Genomic DNA, 25,757 nt, shown 5'->3' on the forward strand with positions numbered 1-25,757 from the left:
CGACCACCACGCAGGACCACCAGGCAGGACCACCACACGGTTCACCAGATGTGGTGAGGCCAGGCCGCCACCGGCGCTCCTAGGTTTCGGGCATGGACACCGCACCGACCAGCTGCCCGGACGAGTCCGGGTGGTACGAGATCCGCCTCCGCAGCCGTCTCGAGCCGCGGTGGGCGACCCGGTTCGAGGGCATGGCCCTGACCACCCGTGACGGCTTCAGCCAGCTCAGCGGTCCCGTCGCCGACCAGGCCGCCCTGCACGGCCTGCTCCAGCAGCTCCGCGACCTCGGGCTGCCCCTGGCCTCGGTCACGCAGCCCGACCACGGGACCCACCCGGCACACCACGGCACGACCCCTCACCCACAGGAGCCTGACATGACCACCACCGCCGCAGCACCGCCCGTCCTGACCGGAGGGGCGCCCATCGACGCCACGCGCAACCACACCCGACTGGCAGGCATCTTCTACCTGCTCACGTTCGCGTCCTCCATCCCCGCGCTCATCCTGCTCGGGCCCGTCCTCCACGACGCCGACTACATCACCGGCGGCGGACAGGACACCCGCGTCATCTGGGGCTGCGTCCTCGACGTCGTGAACGCCCTGACCGCCGTCGGGTCCGCGGTCGCCCTGTTCCCGGTGCTGAAGCGGCGCAACGAGTCCATGGCACTGGGTTTCGTCACCTCTCGTCTGATGGAGGGCGCCGTCGTGATGATCGGGGTGGTGAGCCTCCTGGCCGTGGTCACCCTGCGCCAGGACGCGGCCGGCCTCGCCGGTGACGCGACGGCCCTGACGGCCACCGGGCAGGCGCTCGTGGCCGTGCGGAACTGGACCTTCCTGCTCGGGCCCGGGCTCATGCCGGCCCTCAACGCCATCCTCCTCGCCACCGTCCTGCACCGCGCACGGCTCGTGCCCCGCCTAATCACCACCGTGGGACTGGTCGGTGCACCGCTGCTCCTGGGCTCGGTCCTCGCCACGCTGTTCGGTGCCTTCGACCAGGTCTCCCCCGTCGCCTCGGTCCTGGCCCTCCCGATCGCGGCGTGGGAGCTCGCCCTCGGCTGCTGGATGACCTTCAAGGGCTTCGACCGCAGGGCCGTGGCCGCCCTGCCCGCCCGCAGCGACGCCTGACCGGTCACGCATCCCGGGCCACGCCCGACCCATCGCCCCGAGGGCGGCGCCGCAGCTGCGGCGCCGTCCTCGGGCCACGACCCGTGTCGGTGGCCCGTGGCACCATCTCCCTCGTGAGCGAGGAGCGCCGGACCGCCTACCGCACCGCACCCCTGACCATCGAGACGTGGCCGGACTTCAGCGCGCTCGTCGAGGCCAACAACGGCGTATGGGGCGGGTGCTGGTGCATGGGGTTCCATCCCGAGGGCGTCGGCGCGGGCCACACGCGCGAGGGAAACCGGCAGGCGAAGCTCGGGCACGTCGAACGCGGCACGGTGCACCAGGTGCTCGTCTACGACGACGCGACCTGCGTGGGCTGGTGCCAGTACGGCTCGCCGGTCGAGCTCCCCAACATCCAGAACCGCGCGAGGTACGAGCGCGGTGCGGACGTCCTCCCCGACTGGCGCATCGGGTGCATCTTCACCGGTGCGAAGCACCGTGGCGCGGGGGTCGCCCGGGCTGCCGTCGACGGCGCCCTCGAGGCCATCCGGGCGGCCGGGGGCGGTGTGGTCGAGGCCTACCCCGAGCAGACCGCCGAGCGTCCTCCGCAGCGAGGCGCCTACCTGCACACCGGCCCGGAGGAGCTCTTCGAGCAGTTCGGCTTCGTCCGTGACCGGCAGATCGCCAAGTGGCGCTGGGTCATGCGCACCACGGTCTGAGCCACCTGCGGCCGCTCAGGGGGACGTCGCGGCCCCGGCGTCCTGGTAACGGGGAGTGAGCTCGGTCCACCGTGCGTGCCAGGCCGGGGCGGGCTGCTCGGCGGACCACCCCGTGGCGTGGACGGGCCCGTCGCCACGCAGGGACCGTCCGAGGTCCTCGAGGTGGGCCTGCCAGCCGGCGCCGTAGAAGGCCAGCGCACCCACCGGCAGCCCGCGCTCCTCCACCACGAGGCGGGTGCCGGAACCCTCGACGGTGAACCAGGCCTCGATCGTGGAGGCCTCGTCCGACCCCGGCTCGGAGCTGATCAGGAGGTGGTGCGGTGCGTCGCAGACCTCGATCCGCACCGGCCCCGCCCACGAGCTCGTGAACACCGCCTGCGCGGTGCCGCCCTCCCGCAGGTCGCCGGACACCTCGGCGATCCAGCGCGCCAGCCGCTCGGGGACGGTGCACGCGTCCCACAGGTCGTGGATGTCGGTGTCGTAGACGTCCTCCACGCGTACTGCTCCCCTGGTCTGGTCCAGGGCCCTCATCGTCCCGTTGACGGTCATCTGCGTGCCTACTTTCCTCGAGCGATCTCCGTGTGCAGCGCACCGAGGCGGTTCTGCCACAGGGCGCGGTAGTCCTCCAGCCACTCGTCGACCTCGACGAGCGCCTCGGGCCTCAGGCTGTAGATCCGGCGCTGCGCGTCCTGGCGGACCTCGACCAGCCCGGCCTCCCGCATCACCCGCAGGTGCCGTGACACCCCGGGCCTCGCGATGGGCAGGGCGTCGGCGAGCTCGCCCGCGGTGGCCGGGTGGTCCCGAAGGATCCCCATCACCGTGCGCCTGCTCGGGTCCGCCAACGCCTGCAGCACTGCATCCATGCAGCGAGAGTACCCGGTCGGTTACGTACCCGCAAGGGTACTCATCGAGGAACCCTGAGGCCGCCTCAGGGTGCGGTCAGGGACGGGCAGGGGTTCCTCCCCGATGTGGCGGGCACCCGTGCGGCGACACGATGCTCGTCATGATCACCGTCGAATCACTCACCAAGACCTACGGACGCGCGATGACCGCCGTCGACGACGTCTCGTTCACTGCGGCCACCGGTCGGGTGACCGGCTTCCTCGGCCCGAACGGCGCCGGCAAGTCGACCACCATGCGCATCATGGTCGGCCTCACCCCTCCCACCTCCGGGACCGTCACCATGGACGGGCACCGGTTCGCCGACCTGCCGAACCCCGGTGCCGAGGTCGGCGTCCTGCTCGACGCTTCGGCGCAGCACGCCGGCCGGACCGGGCGCGAGATCCTCACCCTGGCCCAGCGGACGATGGGGCTGCCCCGCACGCGGGTCCAGGAGATGCTCGACCTGGTCAGCCTGACCTCCGCGGAGGCCGACCGCCGGGTCCGCGACTACTCGTTGGGCATGCGTCAACGGCTCGGGATCGGCACCGCGCTCCTCGGCGACCCGCGCATCCTCATCCTGGACGAGCCGGCCAACGGGCTCGACCCTGCCGGGATCCGCTGGATGCGTGACCTCCTGCGCGGGTTCGCGGACCAGGGCGGGACCGTCCTGCTCTCCTCCCACCTCCTGCACGAGATCGAGGTCATCGCCGACGACCTCGTCGTCATCGGGCACGGGCGGATCGTGGCCCAGGGAACCAAGGCCGACCTCCTCGCCGCTGCGGGCACCCTCGCCCGCACCCGTGACGCCGCGGCCCTCGCCCGCGCGATGGAGCAGGCCGGACTCACCGCCACCGTGCACGCCGACGGCAGCGTGCGCACCGACGCCTCGCCCGACCAGGTCGGTGAGGCGGCCCTCGCCGCACGTGTGGTGCTCACCGAGCTCCGTGCCGCCGAGGGGGCAGGGCTCGAGGAGATGTTCCTCGAGCTCACCGCAGACACCCAGCGCGAAGGAGCAGCAGCATGACCACCACGACCCTGACCCCGTCGACCCCGACCGCGGGCCCGCCCCGGTCCACGAGCGGCACCGTCGCGCCCCGTCCCCGGAGCACGCAGACGCGCATCCCCCTGACCCGTCTCGTCGGGGTCGAGCTGCGCAAGATGTTCGACACCCGCGCCGGGTTCTGGCTGATGGCGAGCCTGGTCATCACGAACCTCCTGGCCACCGCCGCGATCATCGTGTTCGCGCCCGACGACCAGCTGACGTTCGACAACTTCGCCGCGGCGATCGGCGCACCGATGACCGTCATCCTGCCCATGATCGGCATCCTCGCCGTGACGAGTGAGTGGACCCAGCGCAGCGGTCTGACCACCTTCACCCTCGTCCCCCACCGCGGCCGGGTGCTGGGCGCGAAGTTCCTCGCCGCCACCGGTGTGGGGGTCGTGTCGATGTTCGTCGCCCTGGCCGTGGGCGCGGTCGGCACGCTCGTCGGCAGCGCCGTCGCCGGGGTCGACCCCGTCTGGAACGTCTCGGTGGCCCACTTCGCCCTGATCGTCCTCGGCAGCGTCCTCGGCATGCTGTTCGGCTTCATGCTCGGGCTGGTCATCCGCAACTCCGCCGGGGCGATCGTCACCTACTTCGTCTACACCCTGGTGCTGCCTCCCCTGTTGGGCCTGCTGGCCGCCAACCAGAAGTGGTTCGCCGACCTGCAGCCCTGGGTGGACTACAGCTACGCGCAGCGGCCGCTGTTCGACGGCACCCTGAACAGCCAGCAGTGGCAGCAGCTCGGGGTGTCCGGGGCGCTGTGGTTCCTCCTGCCGATGGCTGTCGGACTCCTCGTCGTCCGTCGCACCGAGGTGAAGTGACCCGTACGGACGCAGGGCCCCCGAGTCGCCAGGCGACCCGGGGGCCCTTCCCGTGCGTGGGTAGGGTCCTCACATGGGGCACCGAGCGTCAGGCGACCGCTGGGCCGGGGCGGCTCTACCGGTGCTGGACCAGGAGGGCGCTCGCCGCCTCGTCGCGGCCTACCTCGCGCAGCAGTGCGCCGCCCTCGTGGTCGGCGACCAGCGCCTCGGTGCCGGCGACGACTTCGCGGTCCACGACACGCGGGTCGCCGGTCGTCGGATCCGCAGCACGTTGCGGGTGTACTCACCGCTGTTCGACAGGGAGGCGGCCGATGCCCTCGATGGCGAGCTGCGTTGGTGGTCAGGGCTTCTCGGCGCCGTGCGCGACCTGCAAGTGCTCCAGGGCCGACTCGACACGCTGGTGTCCGGGGTCGACCCGGCACTGCCGCGGGACCGTGTCAGGGCTCGGATCGATGCCGCGCTGGAGCGGGACAGGCTCGAGCACTGGACCCGGGTCCGGGAGGCGCACGCCGGGGTGAGGCACCGCGCCCTCCTCGTTGCCGTCACGAGCTGGGGTGCCCGTCCGGCCTGGAGCGGCGGCGTCCTCCGGTCCTCCTCCGCCGTCGCCACGATGGTGGACAGGGCCGACCGGACGGTCGACCGGACGCTGCGCCCTGCGGCCGCCTCCGACGACCTCGACGAGCTGCACCGTGCCCGCAAGGCGGCGAAGCGGGCCCGGTATGCCGCAGAGGTGCTCTTGCCGGTCGTGGGACCGGCGGCCGCGAAGTCGGCACGGCGCCACGAGCGGCTGCAGAAGGCGCTGGGAGAGCACCGGGACTGCACCGTGGGTGCCGAGCTGCTGCTGCGGCTCGGCTCGGCCGCAGGCTCCTCGCCGGGCGAGAGCTTCGTGTTCGGCGTCCTCCACGAACGCGAGCTGCGGAGGGCGCAGGCCCTCCGCGCGGAGGTGCAGGGCCTGGTTCGCCGACGCCGTCGACCCAGCGGCTCGCACGGCCCGAGGTGAGGGGCAGGCACCCTGACCGCAGTGTGGACTAGTCCCTGACCCGAGGAAATCCCGAGGTCCCGGCGGGACGGTGACCTCATGAACGACGTGACCATCGACCCAGGCGAACCGCTCGGGGGAGCCGACCCCGTCGGCACCGCCACGAAGGACAATGACAGCGCCGGGGTGACGCGGCGAACCGTCCTGCGCCTCGGGGCCGCCGGCAGCCTCGGCCTCGCCGTCGCGGCCGCCCAGGGACCGGGGAGCCTCTTCCTCTCCCAGCGGGGGCTGCTCTCGCCGAGCGGCGCCTTCGCCGCCACCTCCACAGCCCTGGCCGACCTCGTCTACATCGAGGCCTTCCCCACGAGCCCACTGATCCTGTCGCCGTTCACCGACGTCCTGCCGGTGCCCAAGGCCCTCGCACCCGTGCCCGTGTCGGAGTTTAGCTCGTGGTCCAAGCCACCCGGTCCCGGGTCAGGCCAACAGAACTCGATGCAGAACGAGCGCCACCAGATCTGGTCGAGCGACATCGGGTGCCCGGACCCGCTCGTCTACAAGATCGACCTGCTGGTTCGCCAGCACGCCTTCACGACGTCCATGGTCCTGCCCATCGACAAGAACGGGCGTCCAACGCTCTCCTTCGACCAGCAGGGGCACCCGGTCGCCGCCGGGACGAAGCGGTTCCTCCCCCTCAGCACCATCTACGGCTTCAACGGCGCCTTCCCCGGTCCCATGATCAACGCCGAGTACGGGCGGCCCGTCCTCGTGCGGTTCGAGAACCACCTCGACGAGAACCCGCTCGGGCTGGACCGCCAGGACTTCGGCGCACCCGACTGGTCCTTCCTGACCCACCTGCACAACGGCCACACGGCCCCCGAGAGCGACGGCAACCCGCACTACTCGATGACGGCCGGTCCGAAGTACCACGGCTACCTTCCGCAGACCTTCTGCGACAACCTCTACCTCAACTGGCCGGCGGGCAACGACGACCGGGAGAAGCAGAGCTTCTTCTGGTTCCACGACCACCGGATGGACCACACCGGAGCCAACGTCTACAAGGGCATGGTCGGGCTCTACCCCATCTACGACCCGAAGAACGGGATGGACATGGGCGACGAGCGGCAGGGCCTTCGGCTGCCCGGCGTCCGCACCGACCACCCTGACGGCTCCTTCGACGTGGACTACGACATCCCGCTGGCCTTCTACGACTGCCGGCTCGACGACGGTGTCACCATGCACAAGGACATGCACGACACCCTCGGTGAGTTCCCCGCGGCCAAGAACCCGTCGGTCCACCCGGAGTGGTGGGGCAAGACGTTCTTCAAGCACTTTCCCAGCCACGGGTTCGTCGGCGACATCTTCACGGTCAACGGCACCGCATACCCGGTCCTGGAGGTGAAGCGCCGCAAGTACCGCTTCCGCTTCCTCGACTGCTCGGTCGCCCGGATCTACGAGTTCAAGCTGATGGCCTCGACCCAGGGCCCCCGGACGGCAGCCTCGCTCGGCTACACCGATGACGAGCTCGAGGGCCAGTACCGCATCCCGGACGGCCAGCAGTGCATGCAGTTCACCCAGATCGCCTCCGACGGCGGGCTGCTGCCGTTCCCCGTGAAGCGCGACTCGTTCGAGCTCTGGCCGGCCAAGCGCCGCGAGGTCATCATCGACTTCACCCGGTACCAGGACGGGACGCCCACCACCAAGGGCGACGTCATCTACCTCACCGACGTCATGAAGATGCCGAACGGCCGGATGTGGTCGAACTCCTCGAGGTTCTCCCCCGACCCGAACTACAAGGTGCCGGTGCTCAAGTTCGTCATCGGCGACAGCGCCCCCGACGACAGCCAGGTCCCCACGGCCATGCGGCCCCTCCCCCCTCTGCCCAGCAACTGGAAGACCATGCTGGACAACCGCTTGATCTTCGAGGTCCAGCGAGGCAGCGCCGGCGGCGAGATCGAGTGGTTGATCAACGGCAGCCCGTTCACCCCGGACGTCGTCGCCACGAGCCTGAAGAACAACGCCGGCAAGACCCCCCTCGCCCAGCAGCGGAAGAACAGCTTCAACCTGTGGGAGATCCGCAACGGCGGAGGCGGCTGGGTCCACCCGTTCCACCTCCACATGGAGGAGCACCGCACCGTGATGCGCGGCGGCAAGGACGTCACTGCCGGAGGCGACAAGGGCCATCCTGACGACGTCTCCCGCGAGGACCTCGCCGCCCTCGACCCCGGTGAGTCGGTGATCGTCTACCGAGGGTTCCGCGACTTCGTGGGCCCGTACGTCGCCCACTGCCACAACCTCGCCCACGAGGACCACGCCATGATGTTCGGCTGGGAGATCACCTCCTGACCGGCGACAGCCGAAACGAGAGAGTGCGCCGTGTCCACCTCCATGTCCACCTCCATGTCCACCTCCATCGCCACGAACCGTCCCGCGGTCGCCGGCCGCGCAGCCGTCCCCTGGCTGACCGTCCTGCCGCTTGCCGTGCTGATGTCGTTCGCGGACGGGTACTGGATGACGTCGCTGCGGGGCGCCTTCGGAGCCATCCAACGCACGCAGGACCTGTTCGGCAGCTGGGTGCGTGACTCCACCGTCCTCGTCCCCGCCTTCGTGCTGGCCGTGCTCGCAGCGCTCGTCCTCTCGGCCCGGCTGTACGGCCCGGTGCTGCGAGCCCGGCCCTCGGTCCCTGTCACGGCCCTGCTCATCGCCCTCGCCGGGACCGTCGCCGGACTCCTCGCCCTCGGGGCCAGCACGGCCTACGACTACGAGCTCGAGAGCAGCCAGCTCGGCCTCATGGCCACGATGCAGGGCCGGTGCGTGGCCGGAGACTGCCTGGGCATCCAGCGCCGGGCGACGCTCGCCCTGCAGGAGCGTTCGGTCGTCATGGGGATGGGGCTGATCCTGCTCACCAACCTCGTCCTGGTCGGCTGGGTGGTGGCGGTGCGCGGGGGAAGGCTCCGGGTCAGCGCGCCCGGGCGGGCCGAGGGCGCGGCACGCTCCCGCGCGGACGACCTGCGCCGCCTGCTCGCCGTCGGACTGGTGTGCAGCGCGGTGATCCACGGCGCCGTGGTACCCGAGCACCTGGTCGAGTGGCCCGCGGCCGGCGCCTTCTTCGTCGCACTCACCGGTGTCGAGCTCGCCGCCGCGATCCTCGTCATCCGACGACCCCAGGCATCCACCCTGGTGGCCGCGGCGGTCGCCTCGCTGGGACCGCTCCTGGTGTGGCTCTGCTCGCGGACCGTGGGGCTGCCGTTCGGGCCCGAGCCGGGCACCGCCGAGGCCGTCGGGCTGGCGGACGTCTCCGCCTGCCTGCTCGAGCTCGCCACCCTGGCGGCAGCAGTCGTCCTCGTCCTCGCGCGACCCGGGCTGGGGTCCCGGCCAGGGACCGGGCCACACCGCGGCTGGATCGCCGTCATGGCCCTGCTCACGGTGACCACGGTCGGGTTCTCCGGCACCGGGCTCGCGGGCTTCGACGGCTTCGGCGTCGCCCCCGCCCACGGCTCCACCGTCGCGGGGCACCACCACTGAGAAGTGTTGTGCTCAGGTCACCGGGCTCGCCGCCCGGACGGCCGCCAGCAACGACTCCGGCCCGTCTCCCTTCATGACGAAGACGGTGGCCCCCGCCTCCAGAGCCGCCTTCTCCGAGCGAGCGCGGGAGCGTCCGGTCAGCACGACCACTCGGACGTGGGGGGCTGCTTCGAGGATCTGGCGGGTGGCCTCCAGGCCGTCGAGTCCGGGCATCGAGAGATCCATGACGACCACGTCGGGGGACGTGGTCGTGGCCATGAGCACCCCTGCGTGGCCGTCCCGTGCATCCCCGCAGACCACGAGGTCGTGCTGCGAGGCGAACAGGGCCAGCAGCCCCAGCCGCACCGGGGCCGAGTCGTCGACGACGAGGACCCGGATCACCTCGACCTCCTTGTCGTAGCGGAAGGGCCACTGCACCAGGCCCGTGGACGCATCGTCGCCGAACGGCCTCGGGCTGACCTCGGGCCCGACGAACACCTGCTAGTCACGGCGGGACGCCGGATCGGAGCGCACGGTGTCCAGCGAGGTCAGCCGCGGGTCGAGGGTCAACGGGATGGTCGCCCGGACCTCGACCCCGCCACCCTTCGGGGTGCCCAGCTCGAGGCCGCCCCCGAAGTCGACCAGGGTGTCCGCGAGCAGGCGAAGGCCGACATGACCGCGCTCCGTGGCACCCGGCGCCATACCCACTCCGTCGTCGGCCACCGTCACGCGGGCCACCGGCCCTTCCACCCACGCCTCCACCCACGCGGACGAGGCGTGGGCGTGGCGCACGACGTTGCGCAGCGCTTCCCGCACGACCCGGTAGACGAGCTGGACCGACTCGGCGGAGGCGCGTGGGATCTCGGGGTCGATGCGCACGTGCACGTCCAGCCCCTTCTCGCGTGCTCGTTCGGCCAGCTCCTCGACGGCGACGAGCAGCCCCTCGTCGGCCAGGTCCGCAGGGTAGATGTCGGTCAGCAGACCACGCAGGGCGATGACGTCCCGGTCGAGCCCCTCACGCACGGCGACCAGCACCCGCCGTGAGTCGGCGTCGGACTCCGGGATCGCCCGGATCACCGCCGGGAGCGTGTACGCCAGCCCCGTCAGGTCCTGGACGAGGCCGTCGTGGAGGTCCGCGGCGATCCGGCGCCGCTCCAGGTCCGACGCGGACAACGCGTGGCGCACCATGACGTTCCGCTCGTCCCGGGCCTTGTCGACCCTGCGCACGAGGGTGCGCACCAGGGGCAGCAGCGCGAGCTGGAAGAGGGCCAGGGCACCCAGGGCGAGCAACGACAGCTTGACGACGATGTCGCGGTTGTCGGCGCGCATCCGGTCGGTCGACCAGTAGGACTCGAACACGATCGGCTGTCCTTCGGCGTCGTGCGCACCGGCGTACACCTCGAGCAGCTGGCGGCTGGGGCGGTCCTCGACGTTCTCGACCTTGGTCAGGTCGGACACTGCTGCGGTGACCTTCTCGGTGCCGAACAGCTCCGCCACGTCGGCGTCCAGGGGGTAGCGCTCGCCGATCAGGGCGGACTCGTCGGACCAGATGACCTTCCCGTCCGGCCCCCAGAGCTTCACGTGGACGATCGACCCGTCCTGCAGTCGCGCCCGCATCACGTTGGCGAACACCGTGGTCCGCGCCGGGTCACCCCTACGCACGGCCGCGTCGACGAGGGGCGCGGCGACGGTGTGGGCGAAGGCCGCACCGCGCACGCGCGCCTCACCCAGCGCGATGTCGGCGGCAAGGGTGCGGGCGACGAGCACCACCGCGATGCCGACGGCCACGAGGACCACCGCGCTGGAGAGGAGGTACCGCGTGACGGCGAAGGCCAGGGACCGGCCCCCGACCGGTCTCCTCCACCGCGCCAGGAGCCTAGTCGGGGTCATCGAGCTGGATGAGTCCGCGGCGGTGCGCCGTCACGACCGCCTCGAGCTGGGTGTGGGCACCCAGCTTGGACAGGATGTTCTTGATGTGGCCCCGACACGTCAGGAGCGAGATGCCGAGGCCGCGGGCGATCCCGCCGGCGTCCTCGCCCGCCGCCAGGCGCGCAAGGACGTCCCGCTCCCGGGAGGTGAGGGGGGTGGTCGGGGGGTGGTGCTTCCCGGCACCACCACCGACGAGGAGCCGCACCAGGCTGGGGTGCACCATGAAGTCGTCCCGGCGCGACGACCGGACCGCGGCCAGGAGGTCGTCGAGCTGCCCGTCCTTGGGCATGAGCCCGCAGGCGCCCGCAGCGACGGCACGCTCGAGCAGCCCACGTGTGACGAACCCGGTGAGGATGATGACCCGCGTCGCTGGTGCGGTGGCGAGCAGCCGCGACGTCGTGTCGATCCCGTCCGCGTCGCGGAGTCGGACGTCCATGACGACCACGTCCGGGCGGAGCTCGCCGGCCAACCTCAGCGCCTCGTCCGCGTCGCCCGTGGTCGCGATGCACTCGAGGTCGTCCTCCCTCGAGATGGCGACGGCCACGGCGTCGGCGACGGTCCCGTGGTCGTCGACGACGAGCACGCGCGTCATCACCTCGCCCACCAGAGCCGCCACCTCCCCACAGGTCACCCCCGATGCAGGGCGCGGCGTCCCCCACGCCGTGGACCCCCGCCCAGCAAGCCCAGTATCCGCGCGGCCCGTCCCCCGGGCCATAGTCCGTGCGAACCATCGTGGCCACCCGATGGTGTCGTGAACCACAGCAAACCGCAGCGAACGATCGCGACCGCCGTGGGCGCGTGGATCCCACCGCCCCAGATTGGGTGTCGTTCGACCCCGAGGCTGCCGGAGCTCTGGATCGCTGCTCGGCGCGAGCATGGTCGTGGCGGAAGGGGAACGGCCATGACCGGTGGGGATGGGGTCGAGGACATCACAGGCACCGCGGTGCTGCGGGCCACGCTGTGCGGACGGGTGACGGTCACGGGGCACGGATCGGTGCTCGGTCCGCGCGAGCTCGGGGGGACGAAACCGCGCCACATCCTCATCGCACTGCTCCTGCGGGCCGGCCAGCCGGTCACGAAGGCGCGCCTCGTCGAGGCGCTCTGGGGAGACGCGCCGCCGTCGGGGGCGACAGGCACGCTCGAGGGCTACGTCAGCCTGCTGCGCAAGCGCATCGAGCCCCTGCACCCGGGACAGGACAGCCCGGTCCGCACCGTGCCCGGGGGGTACCTCGCGGACCCGTCGCTGGTCGAGGTGGACGTCGAGCGCTTCCGTGCCCTCGTGGCAGCCGCGCGACGCCCCGGGAACCCTCCGACGCGGGCGCTGGTGGACTACGCCGCCGGCCTCCTGCTCGTGGAGGGTGGCCTCGTCCCGGACGAGCTCGCCCCGTCGTGGCTCGAGGAAGAGCGCCGAGCGCACGCCGCCCTCGTCGGCAAGGTGGTGGTCGAGGCCGGGATGCTGGCGCTCGACGCCGACCAGCCCGTCCTCGCCGAACACTGGGCCCGTCGGGCCCTGGACCGTGACGCCTTCGACGAGACGGCCTGGAGGGTGCTGCTGGAGTCGTTGGAGGTGCGCGGCCTGCACGCTGACGGTGTGCGCGCCTACGACACCTGCCGGCGACTCTTCGACCGAGAGCTCGGCTGCGCCCCCGGTCCCGGGATCAGGGCGGCCTTCAGCCGACTGCTCGCCGGGACCCGGGGTGACGACGGGGGGCTGGGGAGCCTGCTGCAAGCGGTCCTGCGCGTGCACGCCGAGCTCTCTCCCCCACCCCTTCGTTCCGTCGAGCGCACCGGCGACGCCACGGGCCTCGAGGAGGCCTGTCGGGCCCTCGACGCCCTCATCGCCACGGCCCGGCACCGCTGCGGCCTGAGGGTGGCCAGCTCCGCCTGAGCAGGTCCCCCATCTGAGGGGGCTGGCGGCCCGAGGTGACCCCGAGGTCACGCAGAGACGATGCATCGGTACGACACATCCGGTGTCGACGAACAGGGACGGGATCCCTCGGACCACCGCCCGAGACCACGGAGGACGAAATGAGCACACAGCCTCGGAGGCAGAGCTGGGGGCAGGCTGGCCTCGCGGTTCCGGTCCCACCAGCAGCGAGCACGGTCGGGAGCAGGCGTCGCAAGGCGCTGGGCGCCGTCGCGGTCGCGTCCCTGCTGGCGGTCGCGGGTTCCGCGACGCTGGCCACCACGGCCCAGGCAGCCCTCGTCACGGGCACCCTGGTGGCGCAGAACCTCACCCGACCCGGCGGCGGGGTCTTCCTCCCCGGGGGAGGCGGCCACTTCTGGGTCAGCGACGGGGTGCTGGGTCTGTGCGAGACCCTTCCCGCGACGGCCGGCACCACCAAGTGCAACGGCACGGCAAAGGGCGGCCAGGTGGCCTACGACTCCACGAAGAACCTTGTCTACCAAGCGGACTCGTCGAGCAAGACCAACCAGGTCCTCCGCTTCACCTACACCGCCGCCTCGGACGGGCTGGGCGGTGCCACGGCGCTCCAGGTGCCGAACGTGACGGCAGTCGGCGGCGGATCGGGTGGTGGACGCGCCCAGGGCATCGCCCTCGGCACCGGACCCGACGGCGCCGAACGGCTCTACGTCGGCTACCTCAAGTCCGGCGACATCATGCAGGTGCTCAACCCCTCCGGAAAGGACCGCACGGGCGCCACGGTCACGCCGACGGTGACGAAGATCGGCTCGACCTCTGACGGCCGCGGGGTCAACGCCCTCAGCCTGATCTCCCTGACGGGGTCCGACGGGGTCACCCACCACGACCTGTACGTTGCGGAGCTCGGTGGCGCGGGGATGTCGGTCATCAAGGACGTCGACGGCACCGGCGGGCGGCCCGCCTGTGGCGCCTCGGCGTGCACGGCCACCACGGTGGCCAGCGCCAACGGCGCCGCGCTCTTCAGCTTCCCGGGCGGCCTGGCCAACGACGGCAAGGTCCTCTACATCGCCGACGCACCGCGGAACACGCCGTCGCAGGTCCTGACGTACAACCCCCGCACGGGCGCGACGGACGTCCTGTCCACCGACATCAGCCCGGCGTACACCTCGACGTTCGACGGGGTCCGCCGCACGCAGTACCAGAACATCACCGGCGTGGCAGTCGACCCGGCGACACTCGACGTGTACGTCGGGGACGACCCCAGCTTCCCCCTCGCGACCCCGGTCAACGCCCAGGCGCACGAGTGGAAGGCGGCGGGCGCCGCCTCACAGCCCAGCGTCACCGGTGTCTCCCCCGCCACGGGCGACGTCGCCGGTGGGCTCGCGGTGACCGTCACGGGCAAGAACCTCGTGAACTCCGTCGCAGGGTCGGCGGACCCGGTCGCCTTCGGGACCACCATCAGCTTCGGCACCCTGCACGCAACGGCTGTGTCGTGCCTGGCCGACGGGACCTCCTGCACGGCGACCTCGCCGGCCTCGACCGGTTCCGGCGTCGTGGACGTGCGGGTGACCAACGTCGAGTCGCAGACCAGCGCCAGGGTGGGGGCCGACCAGTTCACCTACACGGCGACGGCCCCCGCGCCCGGGAGCCCGGTCGTGACCGGCATCAGCCCGACGACGGGCCTCGCCAAGGGCGGGACGGCGGTCACCGTCAAGGGCACGGCCCTGGTCAGCCCCGACGGCACCGCGACGATCAGCTTCGGGACGGCGTCCGGAACGGGCGTCAGCTGCCTGGCCGACGGGTCCCAGTGCACCGTGGTGAGTCCCGCCGGCACCGACGGCTCCGTGGTTGACGTCCAGGTCACCACCACCGCCGGCACCAGCGCCGCCGTGGCCGCCGACCGGTTCACGTATGCCGCGCCGATCGGCACGCTGTACAGCTCCGGAGTGACCGCGCCCAAGGGTGGGGTGACCTGGATCCCCGACGGCACCTCGTCCGGTGGGCACTACTGGGTCTCCGACCACGGCAACGGGCTGTGCCGTCTCGACCCCGTGCCGGGGACCAAGGTGAACGCGCCCAACGTCGCAGCCTGCGACCCCGGCTTCACCATCGGCTCCCCCGGCCAGGCCGTCTACGACCCGCGCGCCAGGGCCGACGGGACGCACTGGGTGTACGTGCCCGACAACGCGGTCCGGAGCCCCGGCGTCTGGCGACTGACCTTCCACCCCGACACCGCGACGATCGATGCGCCCGTCGGCATGGCCCCCGGGCTGCTGGACAACCTGAAGACCAACTCCTTGGCCCTCGACGCCGCCCGCGACACCCTGTACGTCGGCGACCTGGTGGACGGGAACATCCGCCGCATCAACGGCATCGCGGGTGACCCGAGGTCGCAGACCGTGGACGTCGTGGCGGTGACGCAGGCGCAGAAGGTCGGCGCTGCCAGCCGCGGGATCAACGGGACGATGAGTCTCCTCGGCAACCGGCTCTTCATGCCGGAGAACAACGCCGCGACCTACTTCGACACCACGGCCGCCTGCGCCAACCCCACCGCCAGCCCCAACCCGGCACCGTGCCAGACGACCACGGTCGACTTCCTGCCGACCCCCGCGCCGGTCTTCATCGCCGGGGTGGCTGCTGACTCGAAGCACAACCTGGTCTACATCTCGGAGTCGCCCGGCACCGCGAACGCCACGATCTACCGGTTCGACGCCTCGACATTGACGGCCGCGCTGCCCGGTGGGTCCGCGGGCACCGTGTACGTCACCGCTGGCAAGGTTCCGGCGGCCGGGTCACCCGAGGCGACGGTGTACTGCTCCCTCACCTGCACCCGTCCGGCAGACCCGAGCCTGACGCCGGGAGGCACGACCGGGTTCCCGTTCGCCCAGGGTCTGTTCGTGGACCCCACGAGCTCGGACCTCTACGTCACCGAGGACGTCACGGCGGGTGCCAGGTCCGGCAGGGGCCACGTGTGGGTGGTGCCGTACATCCCCTAGGTCGACAGGCACCGCCCGATCGACAGGCGTGGCCCCGCACCCTCCCTCACGGGTGCGGGGTCACGTCGTGCCGGTCCCACCCCGGCCCGGGCGGAGGCACCTCACGAGCCAAGCGTGCGCAGCAGGCGACGTCGCTCCTCCGACGACAAGGGCACGGACAGCGTCGTCAGCCACTCATCGACCTCGTCGACCGCCAGGGGGCGGTGCTGGGTCGGTTCGCCGGGAGTGCGGATGGTCAGCGCCTCGTGGGTCACCGCGACGTGGCGGCCCGGCAGGTGCTTGGTGACCATGAGGCCGCGGGTGAAGTGCGAGCCCGGGAAGGTGCTCGTGAAGTGGTGCCCCATCACGACGTCGACCGGCCGCACCTCGAGCTCGTCGGTGGTGTGCGTGACCTCCCAGTCCTGTCCGTGCCGGCGGTCCAGGGCCCAACCTCCCGGGGTGTGCCGCACCCGGTAGTCCCAGCCCGGCTCCTGTTCGGCGCGGGCGCCGTCCTCCAGCGGGATCGGCCGCAGCAGGCTCATCCCGAACCCGGTGTCGCACAGCAGCCGCCGCCCGTCCAGGACGACCTCGACGACCATGTGGGTGCGACCCTGCTGGGTCCCGGCCGCGGGATCGCCGACCCGACCGAGGTGCCGGCGCACGTCATACCCCAGTCGGTGCAGGACGGCGGCGAAGATGGTGCTGTGCTCGAAGCAGTACCCACCCCGTCCCCGGCCGACGAACTTCTCCTGCACTGCGTCGAGCGAGACACCGGGGTGCTGGCCGAGCAGCACGTCGATGTTGTCGAACGTGAAGGTGCGGACGTGGGCCTCGTGCAGCTCCGCCAGCGCATCGACCCCCGGGGCCCTGGCAGGCAGCCCGACCCGAAGCAGGTACCCCTCGAGGTCGAGCGAGTCGGTGTGCCAGTCATCGGTCGGCATGCGCACAGTCAAGCAAACCCCGACCCCCTGCGGACGACAGGCGAGACGGAGCCGGCAAGCCTTGCGGAGCACAGGCGCGAGGAGGACGCTGCTGGACGTGTCCAGCATTCATGAGGCCAGCGCCCTCGAGCAGGTCGTCGGCCAGTTGGTGTCGAAGTTCCCGTCCGTGGACCCCGAGGCGGTGCGAACGGTCGTCGACGAGGTCTACCGCACGTTCGACGGACCGGTCCGTGACTACGTCCCGCTGCTCGTGCAGCGGGTGAGCACCGACCGGCTCCGCGCCCTGGCGACCGGGTCCACAACACCGGCTTCACCGACGTCATCCGCGTCACCGGCGTCACCGGCGGCAACGGCTCCTCACGCGCGCCGGACGCGTGTCTCGGCCTGAACCCAAGCGCCTGCTGACGCCGGGTCAGGTCCTGCGGCGAGGCACCTCCGAGCCGCTTTGGTCTCAGGCTCCGGCGACGTACACCTTGCGCAGGACCTCGTGCACCGTCCACGTCGTCCGGTCCCCCGCCCGCAGGTGGACGGTGACGCCGGGCCCGAGGTCGATCACCTCGCCGTCCTCGAAGCTGACGGTCGCGGACCCGCTCAGCACCACGAACACCTCGTCGACCTCGACGTCGGTGACGGTGCCAGCCGTCAGCTCCCACACGCCGACCTCTGTCCCGACGACCTCGGCGAGCGGCCGCGCACCGGCCTGAGGGCTGCCCTCGACGACGGTGGTGGCGGGAACAGGCTCCAGGGTGACGGGCGCCGTGGTGTCGAGGAGTCGAGTCATGCCCCCATCCTGCCCGTCGAGGGCCAGGCGTCGCCCCCGTAATCCGCCGGGTCCGAGGCCTCAGGTCGCGGCTCCCCCGGCCGATGGGAGTCAGTACTCGATGACTCCGTGTCGAGACTCTGGCGAGGGAACGGCGTGGATGCGATGAGAGCCGCACAGGGATGGCGGCTGCGTGCTGGACCCGTGCCCGGGCACCGGGCGTTCCGGGTGGTCCTGCTCCAGCTGAGCGTGTTCGCCGCGGCGTGGCTGGTCCTGGGCGATGTCGACGCGTCGAGCCGGGTCCCGGCCGTGTGGCCCGCTGTGGGGCTCATCGCGGGATTCCACCTGACCTCGTCCCGGGTCTGGCGACCCCGGCTGCTCGCGGCGGGTTTCGCCGTCATGGTGGTCGCCTACCTCCTGCGCGGCTACCCGTTGGCCATCGCGACGGGGTTCAGCGCCAGCTCGGTGGTGGCGGCGCACGTGGTTCGGCAGCTGCTCATCCGCAGCAGCGGACGGGCTGCCCTGCTCGACAAGGGTGACGTGTCCACGATGATCGGCTCCACGGCCATGGGCGCCGCCGTGGCGGGCCTGGGGTATGGCGCGGTGTGCGCCGTCACCGGCACCGGCAACCCCCTGCTGGGTGCGCTGGCCGCCTTCGGTTCCCACACGGCCTCACTGATGGTCCTGCTGCCGCTGTTCCTGAGGACCCCCAGGTTCCAGCCGCTGGCCGGTCAGCGCGAGCGCCTGGTGCAGTCGGTGATCCTCCTCGCCACGACCGTGGTGGTGTTCGTGGTGGCCGACGCGCCACCGATCATCTTCGTGGTGATGCCGATGTTCGCCTGGCTGGCGTTCCGCGGAACCCTGCGGGAGGCCACTCTGCTGCTCACCGCGGTCGGGGTGATCGGCTCCGGCCTGACAGCGGCCCACCTCGGGCCCATCTGGGACATCAGGGCGCGCTACGACCTCTCACCCGAGCTCGCCGCCGGCGTGCTCCAGCTGTTCCTCATCGACTCGGGACTGATCCTGCTGCCGCTGGCCGTCATGGCCACCCAGCAACGGATGTCGGCGGCGAGCGCGGCTCGGGAACGCGAGACCCGGGAACGGCTCGTGGCCCAGGCCACCGGCACCGCGGTCGTCACCACGGACCGCGACGGCAGGGTCGTCCTGTTCAACCCCGGCGCGGAGACGATGCTGGGGCGCAGGCCCGAGGCCGTGGTCGGGAGCCTGCTGGACGCCTACCTGTCCCCCGACGAGCTCCGTCGCCACGCCTCGGACCTGAGCGCCGAGCCCACCTTCGCCGGCATCTGTCGGGCCTCGGTCGGGCTCGGCGACACCCACCGGCTGTGGTCGTTCCGGCGCAGCGACGGTGCGGAACGGTCGGTCCGGATGACCCTCAGCGCCATCCCTGACGAGGACGGCGGGGTGTCCGGCTTCCTGGCGACCGCGGAGGACGTCACCGAACGCGAGGCCGCCCACGAGGCCCTGATGATGAGCCTCCAGCACGAGCGGGAGGCGGCTGAGCGGCTGCGTGAGACCGACCGGGTCAAGGCCGACTTCCTGGCCACGGTGAGCCACGAGCTGCGCACCCCCATCACCAACATCATCGGCTACACCGAGGTCCTCGACGACGGCGTGGCCGGGGAGCTCACGACCCGCCAGCACGACATCATCGGCCGGGTCGAGCGCAACAGCCGCCGACTGCTGCTGCTCGTCGAGGACCTCCTGACGCTGTCGCAGATCGAGTCCTCCGAGCTGCAGCTCGAGCTGGTCCCCACCGACCTGCGCCGCACGGTGAGGGGGGCCCTCGAGTCGCTCGCGCCGGTACTGGCCTCTCGCTCGCTCGAGATCTCGACCGTCGTGCCCGAGGCGCCGCTGGTCAGCCACGTCGACCCGGTGCAGCTCGAACGGGCCCTGCTCAACCTGTTGACCAACGCGGTGAAGTTCACTCCGGACGGTGGCTCCATCGAGGTCCGGCTGGCCCACACCACGTCGGGCAGCGAGATCGTCGTCCACGACACGGGCATGGGGATCCCCGAGGCCGAGCACGGTCAGCTGTTCCGGCGCTTCTTCCGTTCCTCGACCGTGACCGAGCAGGCGATCCAGGGCACCGGTCTCGGGCTGAGCATCGTCCATGCCATCGTCGCCCAGCACCAGGGCCACATCGAGGTGGCGTCGGCCCAGGGCAGGGGCAGCACGTTCACGGTCAGGCTGCCCCACGTGGTCGGCGAGCAGGCCTAGTCGACGGAACCCGGAGGGTGCTGCGACGCCCGACGGGTCCCTGCCCGCCCAGCCGGACGCTAGATCCCGCGGCCCGGCGAGAGGATGCCGAGCGGGTCGAACGCCTGCTTGACGAGCCGGTGGGCCGCCAGCGTGGGGGCGTCGAGCTGCTTGGGCAGCGCGTGCCGCTTCAGCGAGCCGATGCCGTGCTCCCCGGTGAGGGTGCCGCCCAGGGCGAGGGCCGCGTCGCTGACCTCGTCGAGGACCATCTCCCCCCTGTCGCGGGCCTCGGCGTCGTCGGGGTCGACGATGACCGAGGGGTGCAGGTTCCCGTCACCGGCGTGGGCGAAGGTCGGGATCGAGACCCCGTGCGCCATACCGATCTGCTCGATCGCGGCGAACATGTCGGCGAGGCGAGAGATCGGGACCGCGATGTCCGAGGACACCCGCAGCCCTTCGGCCGAGAGGGCCCGGCCGGTCACCCGACGCGCCTCGAGCAGCACGTCGCCGTCGGCCTGGGCGACGCCGAGCGCGTTATGTCGGCGGCAGATCTCGGCCACCGCGACGACGTCCTCGCGTGCCCCCGGTCCGATGAACTGGCCCACGAGCACGGCGGCGGCACCCTCGACGACGGCCCCCGTGGGTTGGAGCCGTTCGACGGCCTCGACGCTGAGGCGGTCCATGAGCTCCATGACGTCGGGCGGGCTCGGGCGACGCATGATCGCCGTCACCGCCTCCCCCGCGTCGACCAAGGAGGGGAAGGCCGCCCGGAAGGTGATGGTGTCGCCCGTGGGTCGGGGCAGCAGCCGGACCGTCGCAGACGTGACGACGCCCAGTGTGCCCTCGGAGCCGACGAACAACCGGGTCAGGTCGTACCCCACGACGTCCTTGCGGGTCTGGCCGCCGGTCCTGATGACCTCGCCGGTCGCGAGGACGACCTCGAGGCCCGCGATGCTGTCCGCCGTCACGCCGAACTTCACGCACCTGAGCCCACCGGCGTTGGTGGCGATGTTCCCGCCGATGGTCGACTCCTGGTAGCTGGCCGGGTCGGGTGCGTACATCAGGCCGTGCGCCGCGGCAGCGCGGTCGATGTCGGCCGTGATGACGCCGGCCTGGACGTGGGCCAGGCGGTTCGCGGGGTCGACGGCCTCGATGGCGTCCATGCTGGCGAGGGAGATGACCAGGCCCCCGGGGTAGGCGACAGCGCCCCCGGTGAGCCCGGTGCCGCTGCCACGCACCGAGACCGGCACCTGGTGGCGGCTCGCCCAGCGCAGGGCCACGCTGACGTCCGACGTCGACGTCGCCGTGACGACTGCAGCCGGGGGGCCCACCAGGACGGCGCGGGACGCGTCGGTCGAGAAGGCCTCCATCGCGATGCCGTCGGTGACCACCCGTCCGGGCAGCAGCTCGGCGAGCTCCTGCAGCGCGGCCGTGTCGGTCATGCCCGGCTCCCCCGGCCCGGCGTGCACGGACCGCTCAGACGGCCCATGACCGGATCCAGATCGTGTTGTCGAGCTGGCGCAGGCGTTCGGCCGTCTCCTCGGGGACCGGGGTGTCGGTGTCGGTGACGACGTAGCCGTACTCCCCGCGGGTCGACAGGGACTGGCCGGTGATGTTCGTGCCGGCCTCGGCGAAGATCTGGTTGATCGAGGCGAGCACGCCGGGGACGTTGTGGTGCAGGTACCCGAGCCGCTGGACGCTGTCGACCGACGGTGCGGCGACCTCGGGCAGGTTCACCGACAGCGACGTGGAGCCGCCCTCGACGAACCCGAGCAGCTTGGTCGAGACGAAGCCGGCGATCTCCTCCTGCGCCTCCTGCGTCGAACCGCCCACGTGGGGGGTGAGGATGACGTTGTCGAGGCCGCGCAGCGGCGAGTCGAACGGGTCGCCCTGCGCCTTGGGCTCGGCGGGGAACACGTCGATGGCAGCACCCGAGAGGTGTCCCGACAGGATGTGGTCGCGCAGGGCGAGGTCGTCGACGACCATCCCGCGGGAGGCGTTGATGAGCACCGCCCCCGGCTTCATCTGTGCGAGCTGCTCGGCGCCGAACAGGCCGGCGTTGCCCGGCCGACCGTCCACGTGCAGGCTCACGACGTCCGACTGGCCGAGGAGCTCCTCGAGCGTGTCGACCCGTCGGGCGTTGCCGTGGGCCGGACGGTCCGCGGTGTCGTAGAACACGACACGCAGGCCCACCGCCTCGGCCACGTTGGACAGCTGGGTGCCGATGTTGCCGTACCCGATGATGCCCAGCGTGCGACCGCGGATCTCGCGGCTGCCCTTGGCCGACTTGTCCCAGATGCCGTCGTGCATGCGCTGGGTCTTCTCGGGCAGGCGGCGCGCCAGCGCGATCAGCTCGCCGAGCACGAGCTCGACGACGCTTCGGGTGTTCGAGAAGGGCGCGTTGAAGACCGCCACCCCGAGCGTGGAGGCCGCGGCGACGTCGACCTGGTTGGTCCCGATGCAGAAGCAGCCCACGGCCAGGAGGTCGGGCGCCGACTCGAGGACCCGTCGGGTCACCTTGGTGTTCGACCGTATGCCGAGCAGGGACACTCCCTCGAGCGCCTCGACGAGCTCGTCCTCGGTCATGGAGGCGGCCCGCAGGTCCACCTCGTGGCCACTCCTGCGGAACGCCTCGGCAGCACGTGCGTGCACGTTCTCCAGCAGCAATACCTTCACGCGATGTCCTCCGGTTGAGCCTTCGTTCGAGTGGTCGCCTCATGCTGCCATCCCCGCCGAGGTGGACGTCGAGCAGCCCGTACTGCGGATCACCCCTGCATCGAGAGGCCCCCTCAGACGCTGCTCAGGTCGGCCGACCGACACTCAGGCAGTGACCCGTATGGCGACCTCCGGCGCCGTCCGACGGCCCCGGGCGCCGCACCCGGCGTCGGTCGTGGCGTTGGTCCTGGCGTGGTGGCGCACCGTGGTCCTCGTCCTCTGGGCTGCGGGCTGGTTCGCCGCCCTGGCGGTGCACGGCGGCGGCTCGTGGCACTTCTTCGCCACCGGGGGTCGCGTGCTGGCCGACCTCGACGACGGCACCACGGCCGGACTGCACGTGTACGCCGAGCACCCGCTGCTCCAGATCGGCCCCGTCGCGCTCGGCCTGGCCTGGGCGCTGACCCAGCTGTCGGCCGGCCACGGCCTGCTCGCCGCAGAGGCGCTCGGAACCGCGTCGGGCGCCGCCGTGGTGGTCCTCGTCCACGGCATCGACGGCCGGCTCCGCCGTCGACGCGGCACAGCGGCCCGCAAGGGCGCCGAGGGTCCCCTCCTGCTTGCCACCGCGTGCTTCACCCCCGTCTGGCTGTACGCCGCGATCAGCTCGGCCCACCTCGACGACGTCCTGGCCCTGACCTTCTGCGTCATCGCCCTGTCCTGCGTGCTCTCCGACCACCCCGCCTGGGCCGGGGTGGCCGTCGCCGCCGCGGTCGACTCCAAGCCCTGGGCCCTCCCGGTGACGGTCGTGCTCCTGGCCCTTCCCGGCCTGCGCTCCCGGGCCATCGGCGTCGGCGCGGCGGTGGTCGGCGTGACCGCGGGGTGGCTGCCGTTCTTCGTCGCCGACCCGCAGACGATCCGCGCCATGCACTACACGATCGTCAACCGCCCCCTGTCCGGGTTGCACCTCCTGGACCCCCGCGCGGCCCGGACGCCGTTCTGGGACCGGCCTCTCCAGACCGCCATCGGCCTCGTCCTCGGCGGGGTCGCGGTGTGGCGCCGAAGGACGACCGGGGTCCTGCTGCTCGTCATGGCCAGCCGGCTGGCCCTCGACCCGGGCACCAACCGCTACTACACGGCCGGACTGGCGGCAGGGGCGCTGCTGTGGGACGTGGCGGGATCGCGAAGGCGTTGGCCCTGGTGGAGCCTGACGGTCGTCCTCGCCCTGCACCTGGCGCGCTGGGTCCCCGCCCTGGACCCACTCCACGGTTCGGCGATGATCGCCTTCGCCCTGGCCGCGACCTACGTCATCCTCGTCGGCCCCCTGCGGGCGGAACGTCCCCCCACGATCCCGAGCGGATCGGCAGGAGCGGCGCCGCTTCACCGGTGGGCGATGCTGACCGTCACCTCAGGGAGGGCGGCGCGGTCCGGTGGTGCTGGAGGTGGTCGCACCGATCTGCGATCCAGCCGGACAGCCGCTGCAGGCTGGCGGCTGTGATCCCGTGACCGCCCGGGGCCCGGTGCGCCACCGTCGGCGCCCCGGACTCGCCCAGCAGATAGGTCCAGGTGGCATCGAGGAGCTCGCGCGGGATGACCTGGTCCGCCTCGCCCTGGGCCACGAGGACGGGGAGGTTCGCCAGTCGGCCCGTCGTGACGGGGACACCGGCGTCGAACGGCAAGGTGCCGTAGAGGATCGCCGCTCCGGAGTAGCGGGAGGGATCCGACAGGACGAGACCGCCGGCGAACGCGGCGCCACCACTGAACCCGACCAGGATCACGGGCCGCCCGGCAGGGGCGACCTCGTCGAGCCACGTTTCGAACCAGCCCATCGTGGCCTCGAGCGACGAGGCCACGGGACGGCCGATCCCCCGGTTGGCGAACCACGCGAACCCTCCGCCCTCGGCGATCGGAGCCCGCACCGCGGCATACGACGCTCCGTGCGGGAGGTGGGGAGTCAGCGAAAGGATCTCCCGCTCGGTGGAACCACGCCCGTGCAGCAGGACGACGAGCGGAACGCTCGGGTCGGTCGAGCCGGACCAGGCCACCACGGGGCGGCCGAACGGCTGGGTCGGTCCGGTGGTCGGGCTGACGGGGGTGCTCACGGGTGCTCCAAGGGGGTGGGTGGTGTGACGCTCGCGGGACGGTGAGGCACCAGGGGCGCCCCGGCGTGTCAGGCCGGGACGACGCCGAAACCGCCGGTCCAGGCGATCTTCTCGCCGGCGGCCAGCGTGATCTGCAGGAAGCCGATGGCCTCGAGCTCACGGGCCCGCGAGAGCTGTCCGGCGTCGATGGCCTTGAGACCGCCCGACGTGACGATGCCGGCGAGCGTGGACTTGGCGTCGGCGTCGTCACCGGCGATGAGGACGGTGGTCGGCAGGTCTCCGACCGTGCCGCCGGCCAGCGTCGCGGCGAAGTTGGTGTTGAACGCCTTCAGCACGTGCGACTGCGGCAGGGCGGCAGCGATCTCGGCCGCGGCCGAACCGTCGGGGGCAACCGTGAGCGAGTCGAACGTCTCGAAGTTGAGGGGGTTGGTGATGTCGACGACGACCTTGCCGGCGAAGGACTCCCCGCGCTCCGCGATGACCGCGGCGACGGCCGGGTAGGGGACGGCGAGCACCACGATGTCGCCCGTGATCGAGGTGCTCGCGTCGGACTGCCCGAGCAGCTGGACGGTGTGGCCGCCGCGACCCGCGACGGCCGCGATGGCCTGACCCATGGTGCCGGTGCCGATGATGCTGAGGTGTGCCATGACGCTCTCCCGGGGGTGTGGTGATTGGTTGATGCTTCAAGTAAGAGCCTACACCAATTAGTTGTTCCATCAAGTATTCACCTAGCATCGGCCCATGGAACCGAACTGGCTCGAGCCCGACGAGCGGGCGGCCTGGCTGCGCCTCATGGCGGTCGTCGAGCTGCTGCCCGCGGCGCTCGACTCGCAGCTGCGCCGCGAGGCCGGGGTGACGCACTTCGAGTACTTCGTCCTGGCGATGCTCTCCGAAGCCGATGACCGGACGCTGCGCATGACGGCCCTGGCCCAGCGCACCAATGCCACCCTCCCCCGGTTGTCCCACGTCGTGCGCCGCCTCGAGGACCGCGGCCTGGTGGAACGGTTCCCCTGCCCCCAGGACAAACGGGCCACCAACGCGCGCCTGACGCCCGAGGGGATGGAGGCCGTGGTGGCGGCGGCACCCGGGCACGTCGGCGCGGTGCGGCGGCTGGTCTTCGACGCGCTCGACGCGCGACAGGTCGCCCAGCTCCGCGAGCTCGGTGACGCCCTGTTGTCGACGCTGGACGCCGACGGCCAGATGACGAGCCTCTACGCGGGTTCCTGAGCCCGGATCCGTCCCCATGGAGCCGGTC

General features: G+C 71.8%; 23 protein-coding genes and 1 pseudogene. 13 read left to right on the top strand and 11 right to left on the bottom strand.

What is annotated here, in order from left to right:
* Positions 1-92: 92 nt before the first annotated feature.
* Together ASC58_RS09695 and ASC58_RS09700 are read left to right on the top strand one after the other, a co-directional pair.
* Positions 93-1,124, top strand: a complete 1,032-nt coding sequence (locus ASC58_RS09695; RefSeq protein ID WP_235529164.1) for a DUF4386 domain-containing protein — start codon at positions 93-95, stop codon at positions 1,122-1,124.
* Positions 1,125-1,237: 113 nt separating this feature from the next.
* Positions 1,238-1,822 carry a hypothetical protein gene (locus ASC58_RS09700; protein ID WP_056919277.1) on the top strand — a complete coding sequence of 195 codons (585 nt, stop codon included), beginning with the start codon at positions 1,238-1,240 and terminating at the stop codon, positions 1,820-1,822.
* A gap of 15 nt (positions 1,823-1,837) precedes the next feature.
* On the opposite strand, the gene ASC58_RS09705 is transcribed toward ASC58_RS09700, so the two are convergent.
* Positions 1,838-2,371: an SRPBCC domain-containing protein gene (locus ASC58_RS09705; RefSeq protein ID WP_056919110.1), complete on the bottom strand. Its 534-nt coding sequence runs from the start codon at positions 2,369-2,371 to the stop codon at positions 1,838-1,840.
* Positions 2,372-2,379: 8 nt separating this feature from the next.
* Complete coding sequence (locus ASC58_RS09710; protein WP_056919111.1) at positions 2,380-2,685, bottom strand: helix-turn-helix transcriptional regulator; 306 nt, start codon at positions 2,683-2,685, stop codon at positions 2,380-2,382.
* A gap of 140 nt (positions 2,686-2,825) precedes the next feature.
* Between ASC58_RS09710 and ASC58_RS09715 the strand changes: the two genes are divergently transcribed.
* The 5 genes from ASC58_RS09715 (at position 2,826) to ASC58_RS09735 (ending at position 9,068) form a co-directional block, all read left to right on the top strand.
* The gene (locus tag ASC58_RS09715; protein WP_200947771.1) at positions 2,826-3,728 is read left to right on the top strand and encodes an ABC transporter ATP-binding protein; all 903 of its coding nucleotides are present in this window, start codon (positions 2,826-2,828) and stop codon (positions 3,726-3,728) included.
* The gene (locus ASC58_RS09720; RefSeq protein WP_056919113.1) at positions 3,725-4,567 is read left to right on the top strand and encodes an ABC transporter permease; all 843 of its coding nucleotides are present in this window, start codon (positions 3,725-3,727) and stop codon (positions 4,565-4,567) included. The genes ASC58_RS09715 and ASC58_RS09720 overlap by 4 nt, the downstream gene beginning before the upstream one ends.
* Positions 4,568-4,640: 73 nt before the next feature.
* Complete coding sequence (locus ASC58_RS09725; RefSeq protein ID WP_082553125.1) at positions 4,641-5,567, top strand: CHAD domain-containing protein; 927 nt, start codon at positions 4,641-4,643, stop codon at positions 5,565-5,567.
* A gap of 78 nt (positions 5,568-5,645) precedes the next feature.
* Positions 5,646-7,889, top strand: coding sequence for a multicopper oxidase family protein (locus tag ASC58_RS09730; protein WP_056914596.1), 2,244 nt, complete (start codon positions 5,646-5,648; stop codon positions 7,887-7,889).
* A 30-nt stretch (positions 7,890-7,919) separates the two neighbouring features.
* Entirely contained in the window at positions 7,920-9,068 is a 1,149-nt protein-coding gene (locus tag ASC58_RS09735) for a hypothetical protein (protein ID WP_056919115.1), read from the top strand.
* A 12-nt stretch (positions 9,069-9,080) separates the two neighbouring features.
* Here the strand turns inward: ASC58_RS09735 and ASC58_RS09740 are convergent, their stop codons facing one another.
* Genes ASC58_RS09740 through ASC58_RS09750 form a run of 3 tightly spaced genes read right to left on the bottom strand, consistent with a single transcriptional unit; the run spans position 9,081 to position 11,568 of the window.
* Positions 9,081-9,545 carry a response regulator transcription factor gene (locus tag ASC58_RS09740; protein WP_056914598.1) on the bottom strand — a complete coding sequence of 155 codons (465 nt, stop codon included), beginning with the start codon at positions 9,543-9,545 and terminating at the stop codon, positions 9,081-9,083.
* 3 nt (positions 9,546-9,548) lie between these two features.
* Complete coding sequence (locus ASC58_RS09745; protein ID WP_056914599.1) at positions 9,549-10,937, bottom strand: sensor histidine kinase; 1,389 nt, start codon at positions 10,935-10,937, stop codon at positions 9,549-9,551.
* Entirely contained in the window at positions 10,924-11,568 is a 645-nt protein-coding gene (locus ASC58_RS09750; RefSeq protein ID WP_162254747.1) for a response regulator transcription factor, read from the bottom strand. Before ASC58_RS09750 ends, ASC58_RS09745 begins: the two co-directional genes overlap by 14 nt.
* 309 nt (positions 11,569-11,877) lie before the next feature.
* Here ASC58_RS09750 and ASC58_RS09755 point away from each other — a divergent pair, with 309 nt between their 5' ends.
* Both ASC58_RS09755 and ASC58_RS09760 read left to right on the top strand, forming a co-directional pair.
* Positions 11,878-12,864, top strand: coding sequence for a BTAD domain-containing putative transcriptional regulator (locus tag ASC58_RS09755; protein WP_056919116.1), 987 nt, complete (start codon positions 11,878-11,880; stop codon positions 12,862-12,864).
* Between the two features lie 140 nt (positions 12,865-13,004).
* Complete coding sequence (locus ASC58_RS09760) at positions 13,005-15,854, top strand: IPT/TIG domain-containing protein (protein ID WP_056919117.1); 2,850 nt, start codon at positions 13,005-13,007, stop codon at positions 15,852-15,854.
* 101 nt (positions 15,855-15,955) lie between these two features.
* On the opposite strand, the gene ASC58_RS09765 is transcribed toward ASC58_RS09760, so the two are convergent.
* Positions 15,956-16,774 (bottom strand): arylamine N-acetyltransferase, encoded by an 819-nt coding sequence (locus ASC58_RS09765; protein ID WP_056917101.1) that lies wholly within the window; start codon positions 16,772-16,774, stop codon positions 15,956-15,958.
* A gap of 97 nt (positions 16,775-16,871) precedes the next feature.
* On the opposite strand from ASC58_RS09765, the gene ASC58_RS09770 reads away from it, so the two are divergent.
* Positions 16,872-17,162: a three-helix bundle dimerization domain-containing protein gene (locus ASC58_RS09770; protein WP_056919118.1), complete on the top strand. Its 291-nt coding sequence runs from the start codon at positions 16,872-16,874 to the stop codon at positions 17,160-17,162.
* A gap of 63 nt (positions 17,163-17,225) precedes the next feature.
* Here ASC58_RS09770 and ASC58_RS09775 read toward each other — a convergent pair whose 3' ends face one another.
* Positions 17,226-17,555, bottom strand: a complete 330-nt coding sequence (locus ASC58_RS09775; RefSeq protein WP_056914604.1) for a cupin domain-containing protein — start codon at positions 17,553-17,555, stop codon at positions 17,226-17,228.
* A 144-nt stretch (positions 17,556-17,699) separates the two neighbouring features.
* Between ASC58_RS09775 and ASC58_RS09780 the strand changes: the two genes are divergently transcribed.
* Positions 17,700-19,772, top strand: coding sequence for an ATP-binding protein (locus ASC58_RS09780; protein ID WP_082553126.1), 2,073 nt, complete (start codon positions 17,700-17,702; stop codon positions 19,770-19,772).
* 59 nt (positions 19,773-19,831) lie between these two features.
* On the opposite strand, the gene ASC58_RS09785 is transcribed toward ASC58_RS09780, so the two are convergent.
* Complete coding sequence (locus ASC58_RS09785) at positions 19,832-21,193, bottom strand: FAD-binding oxidoreductase (protein WP_056919120.1); 1,362 nt, start codon at positions 21,191-21,193, stop codon at positions 19,832-19,834.
* Positions 21,194-21,227: 34 nt separating this feature from the next.
* Positions 21,228-22,430, bottom strand: a pseudogene (gene serA, locus ASC58_RS09790) (phosphoglycerate dehydrogenase); the annotation flags it as partial.
* A 148-nt stretch (positions 22,431-22,578) separates the two neighbouring features.
* Between serA and ASC58_RS09795 the strand changes: the two are divergent.
* Positions 22,579-23,898 carry a hypothetical protein gene (locus tag ASC58_RS09795; protein WP_157598418.1) on the top strand — a complete coding sequence of 440 codons (1,320 nt, stop codon included), beginning with the start codon at positions 22,579-22,581 and terminating at the stop codon, positions 23,896-23,898.
* On the opposite strand, the gene ASC58_RS09800 is transcribed toward ASC58_RS09795, so the two are convergent.
* Entirely contained in the window at positions 23,804-24,502 is a 699-nt protein-coding gene (locus ASC58_RS09800; protein ID WP_082553127.1) for an alpha/beta hydrolase, read from the bottom strand. The genes ASC58_RS09795 and ASC58_RS09800 overlap by 95 nt on opposite strands.
* A gap of 68 nt (positions 24,503-24,570) precedes the next feature.
* Positions 24,571-25,149: an NADPH-dependent F420 reductase gene (locus ASC58_RS09805; RefSeq protein WP_056914609.1), complete on the bottom strand. Its 579-nt coding sequence runs from the start codon at positions 25,147-25,149 to the stop codon at positions 24,571-24,573.
* Between the two features lie 94 nt (positions 25,150-25,243).
* On the opposite strand from ASC58_RS09805, the gene ASC58_RS09810 reads away from it, so the two are divergent.
* Positions 25,244-25,729: a MarR family winged helix-turn-helix transcriptional regulator gene (locus ASC58_RS09810; RefSeq protein ID WP_056914610.1), complete on the top strand. Its 486-nt coding sequence runs from the start codon at positions 25,244-25,246 to the stop codon at positions 25,727-25,729.
* Positions 25,730-25,757: the final 28 nt, after the last annotated feature.

It is taken from the genome of Phycicoccus sp. Root101 (genome assembly GCF_001426245.1).
Taxonomy (GTDB): Bacteria; Actinomycetota; Actinomycetes; order Actinomycetales; family Dermatophilaceae; genus Pedococcus.

Excerpts from the sequence above, each read along its gene's own strand:
- ASC58_RS09760 (WP_056919117.1), top strand. The coding sequence starts at position 13,005 with ATGAGCACACAGCCTCGGAGGCAGAGCTGGGGGCAGGCTGGCCTCGCG.
- ASC58_RS09695 (WP_235529164.1), top strand. The coding sequence starts at position 93 with ATGGACACCGCACCGACCAGCTGCCCGGACGAGTCCGGGTGGTACGAG.
- ASC58_RS09710 (WP_056919111.1), bottom strand. The coding sequence starts at position 2,685 with ATGGATGCAGTGCTGCAGGCGTTGGCGGACCCGAGCAGGCGCACGGTG.
- ASC58_RS09730 (WP_056914596.1), top strand. The coding sequence starts at position 5,646 with ATGAACGACGTGACCATCGACCCAGGCGAACCGCTCGGGGGAGCCGAC.
- ASC58_RS09725 (WP_082553125.1), top strand. The coding sequence starts at position 4,641 with ATGGGGCACCGAGCGTCAGGCGACCGCTGGGCCGGGGCGGCTCTACCG.
- ASC58_RS09775 (WP_056914604.1), bottom strand. The coding sequence starts at position 17,555 with ATGACTCGACTCCTCGACACCACGGCGCCCGTCACCCTGGAGCCTGTT.
- ASC58_RS09765 (WP_056917101.1), bottom strand. The coding sequence starts at position 16,774 with ATGCCGACCGATGACTGGCACACCGACTCGCTCGACCTCGAGGGGTAC.
- ASC58_RS09715 (WP_200947771.1), top strand. The coding sequence starts at position 2,826 with ATGATCACCGTCGAATCACTCACCAAGACCTACGGACGCGCGATGACC.
- ASC58_RS09745 (WP_056914599.1), bottom strand. The coding sequence starts at position 10,937 with ATGACCCCGACTAGGCTCCTGGCGCGGTGGAGGAGACCGGTCGGGGGC.
- ASC58_RS09780 (WP_082553126.1), top strand. The coding sequence starts at position 17,700 with ATGAGAGCCGCACAGGGATGGCGGCTGCGTGCTGGACCCGTGCCCGGG.
- ASC58_RS09705 (WP_056919110.1), bottom strand. The coding sequence starts at position 2,371 with ATGACCGTCAACGGGACGATGAGGGCCCTGGACCAGACCAGGGGAGCA.
- ASC58_RS09785 (WP_056919120.1), bottom strand. The coding sequence starts at position 21,193 with ATGACCGACACGGCCGCGCTGCAGGAGCTCGCCGAGCTGCTGCCCGGA.
- ASC58_RS09750 (WP_162254747.1), bottom strand. The coding sequence starts at position 11,568 with ATGACGCGCGTGCTCGTCGTCGACGACCACGGGACCGTCGCCGACGCC.
- ASC58_RS09755 (WP_056919116.1), top strand. The coding sequence starts at position 11,878 with ATGACCGGTGGGGATGGGGTCGAGGACATCACAGGCACCGCGGTGCTG.
- ASC58_RS09810 (WP_056914610.1), top strand. The coding sequence starts at position 25,244 with ATGGAACCGAACTGGCTCGAGCCCGACGAGCGGGCGGCCTGGCTGCGC.
- ASC58_RS09805 (WP_056914609.1), bottom strand. The coding sequence starts at position 25,149 with ATGGCACACCTCAGCATCATCGGCACCGGCACCATGGGTCAGGCCATC.
- ASC58_RS09720 (WP_056919113.1), top strand. The coding sequence starts at position 3,725 with ATGACCACCACGACCCTGACCCCGTCGACCCCGACCGCGGGCCCGCCC.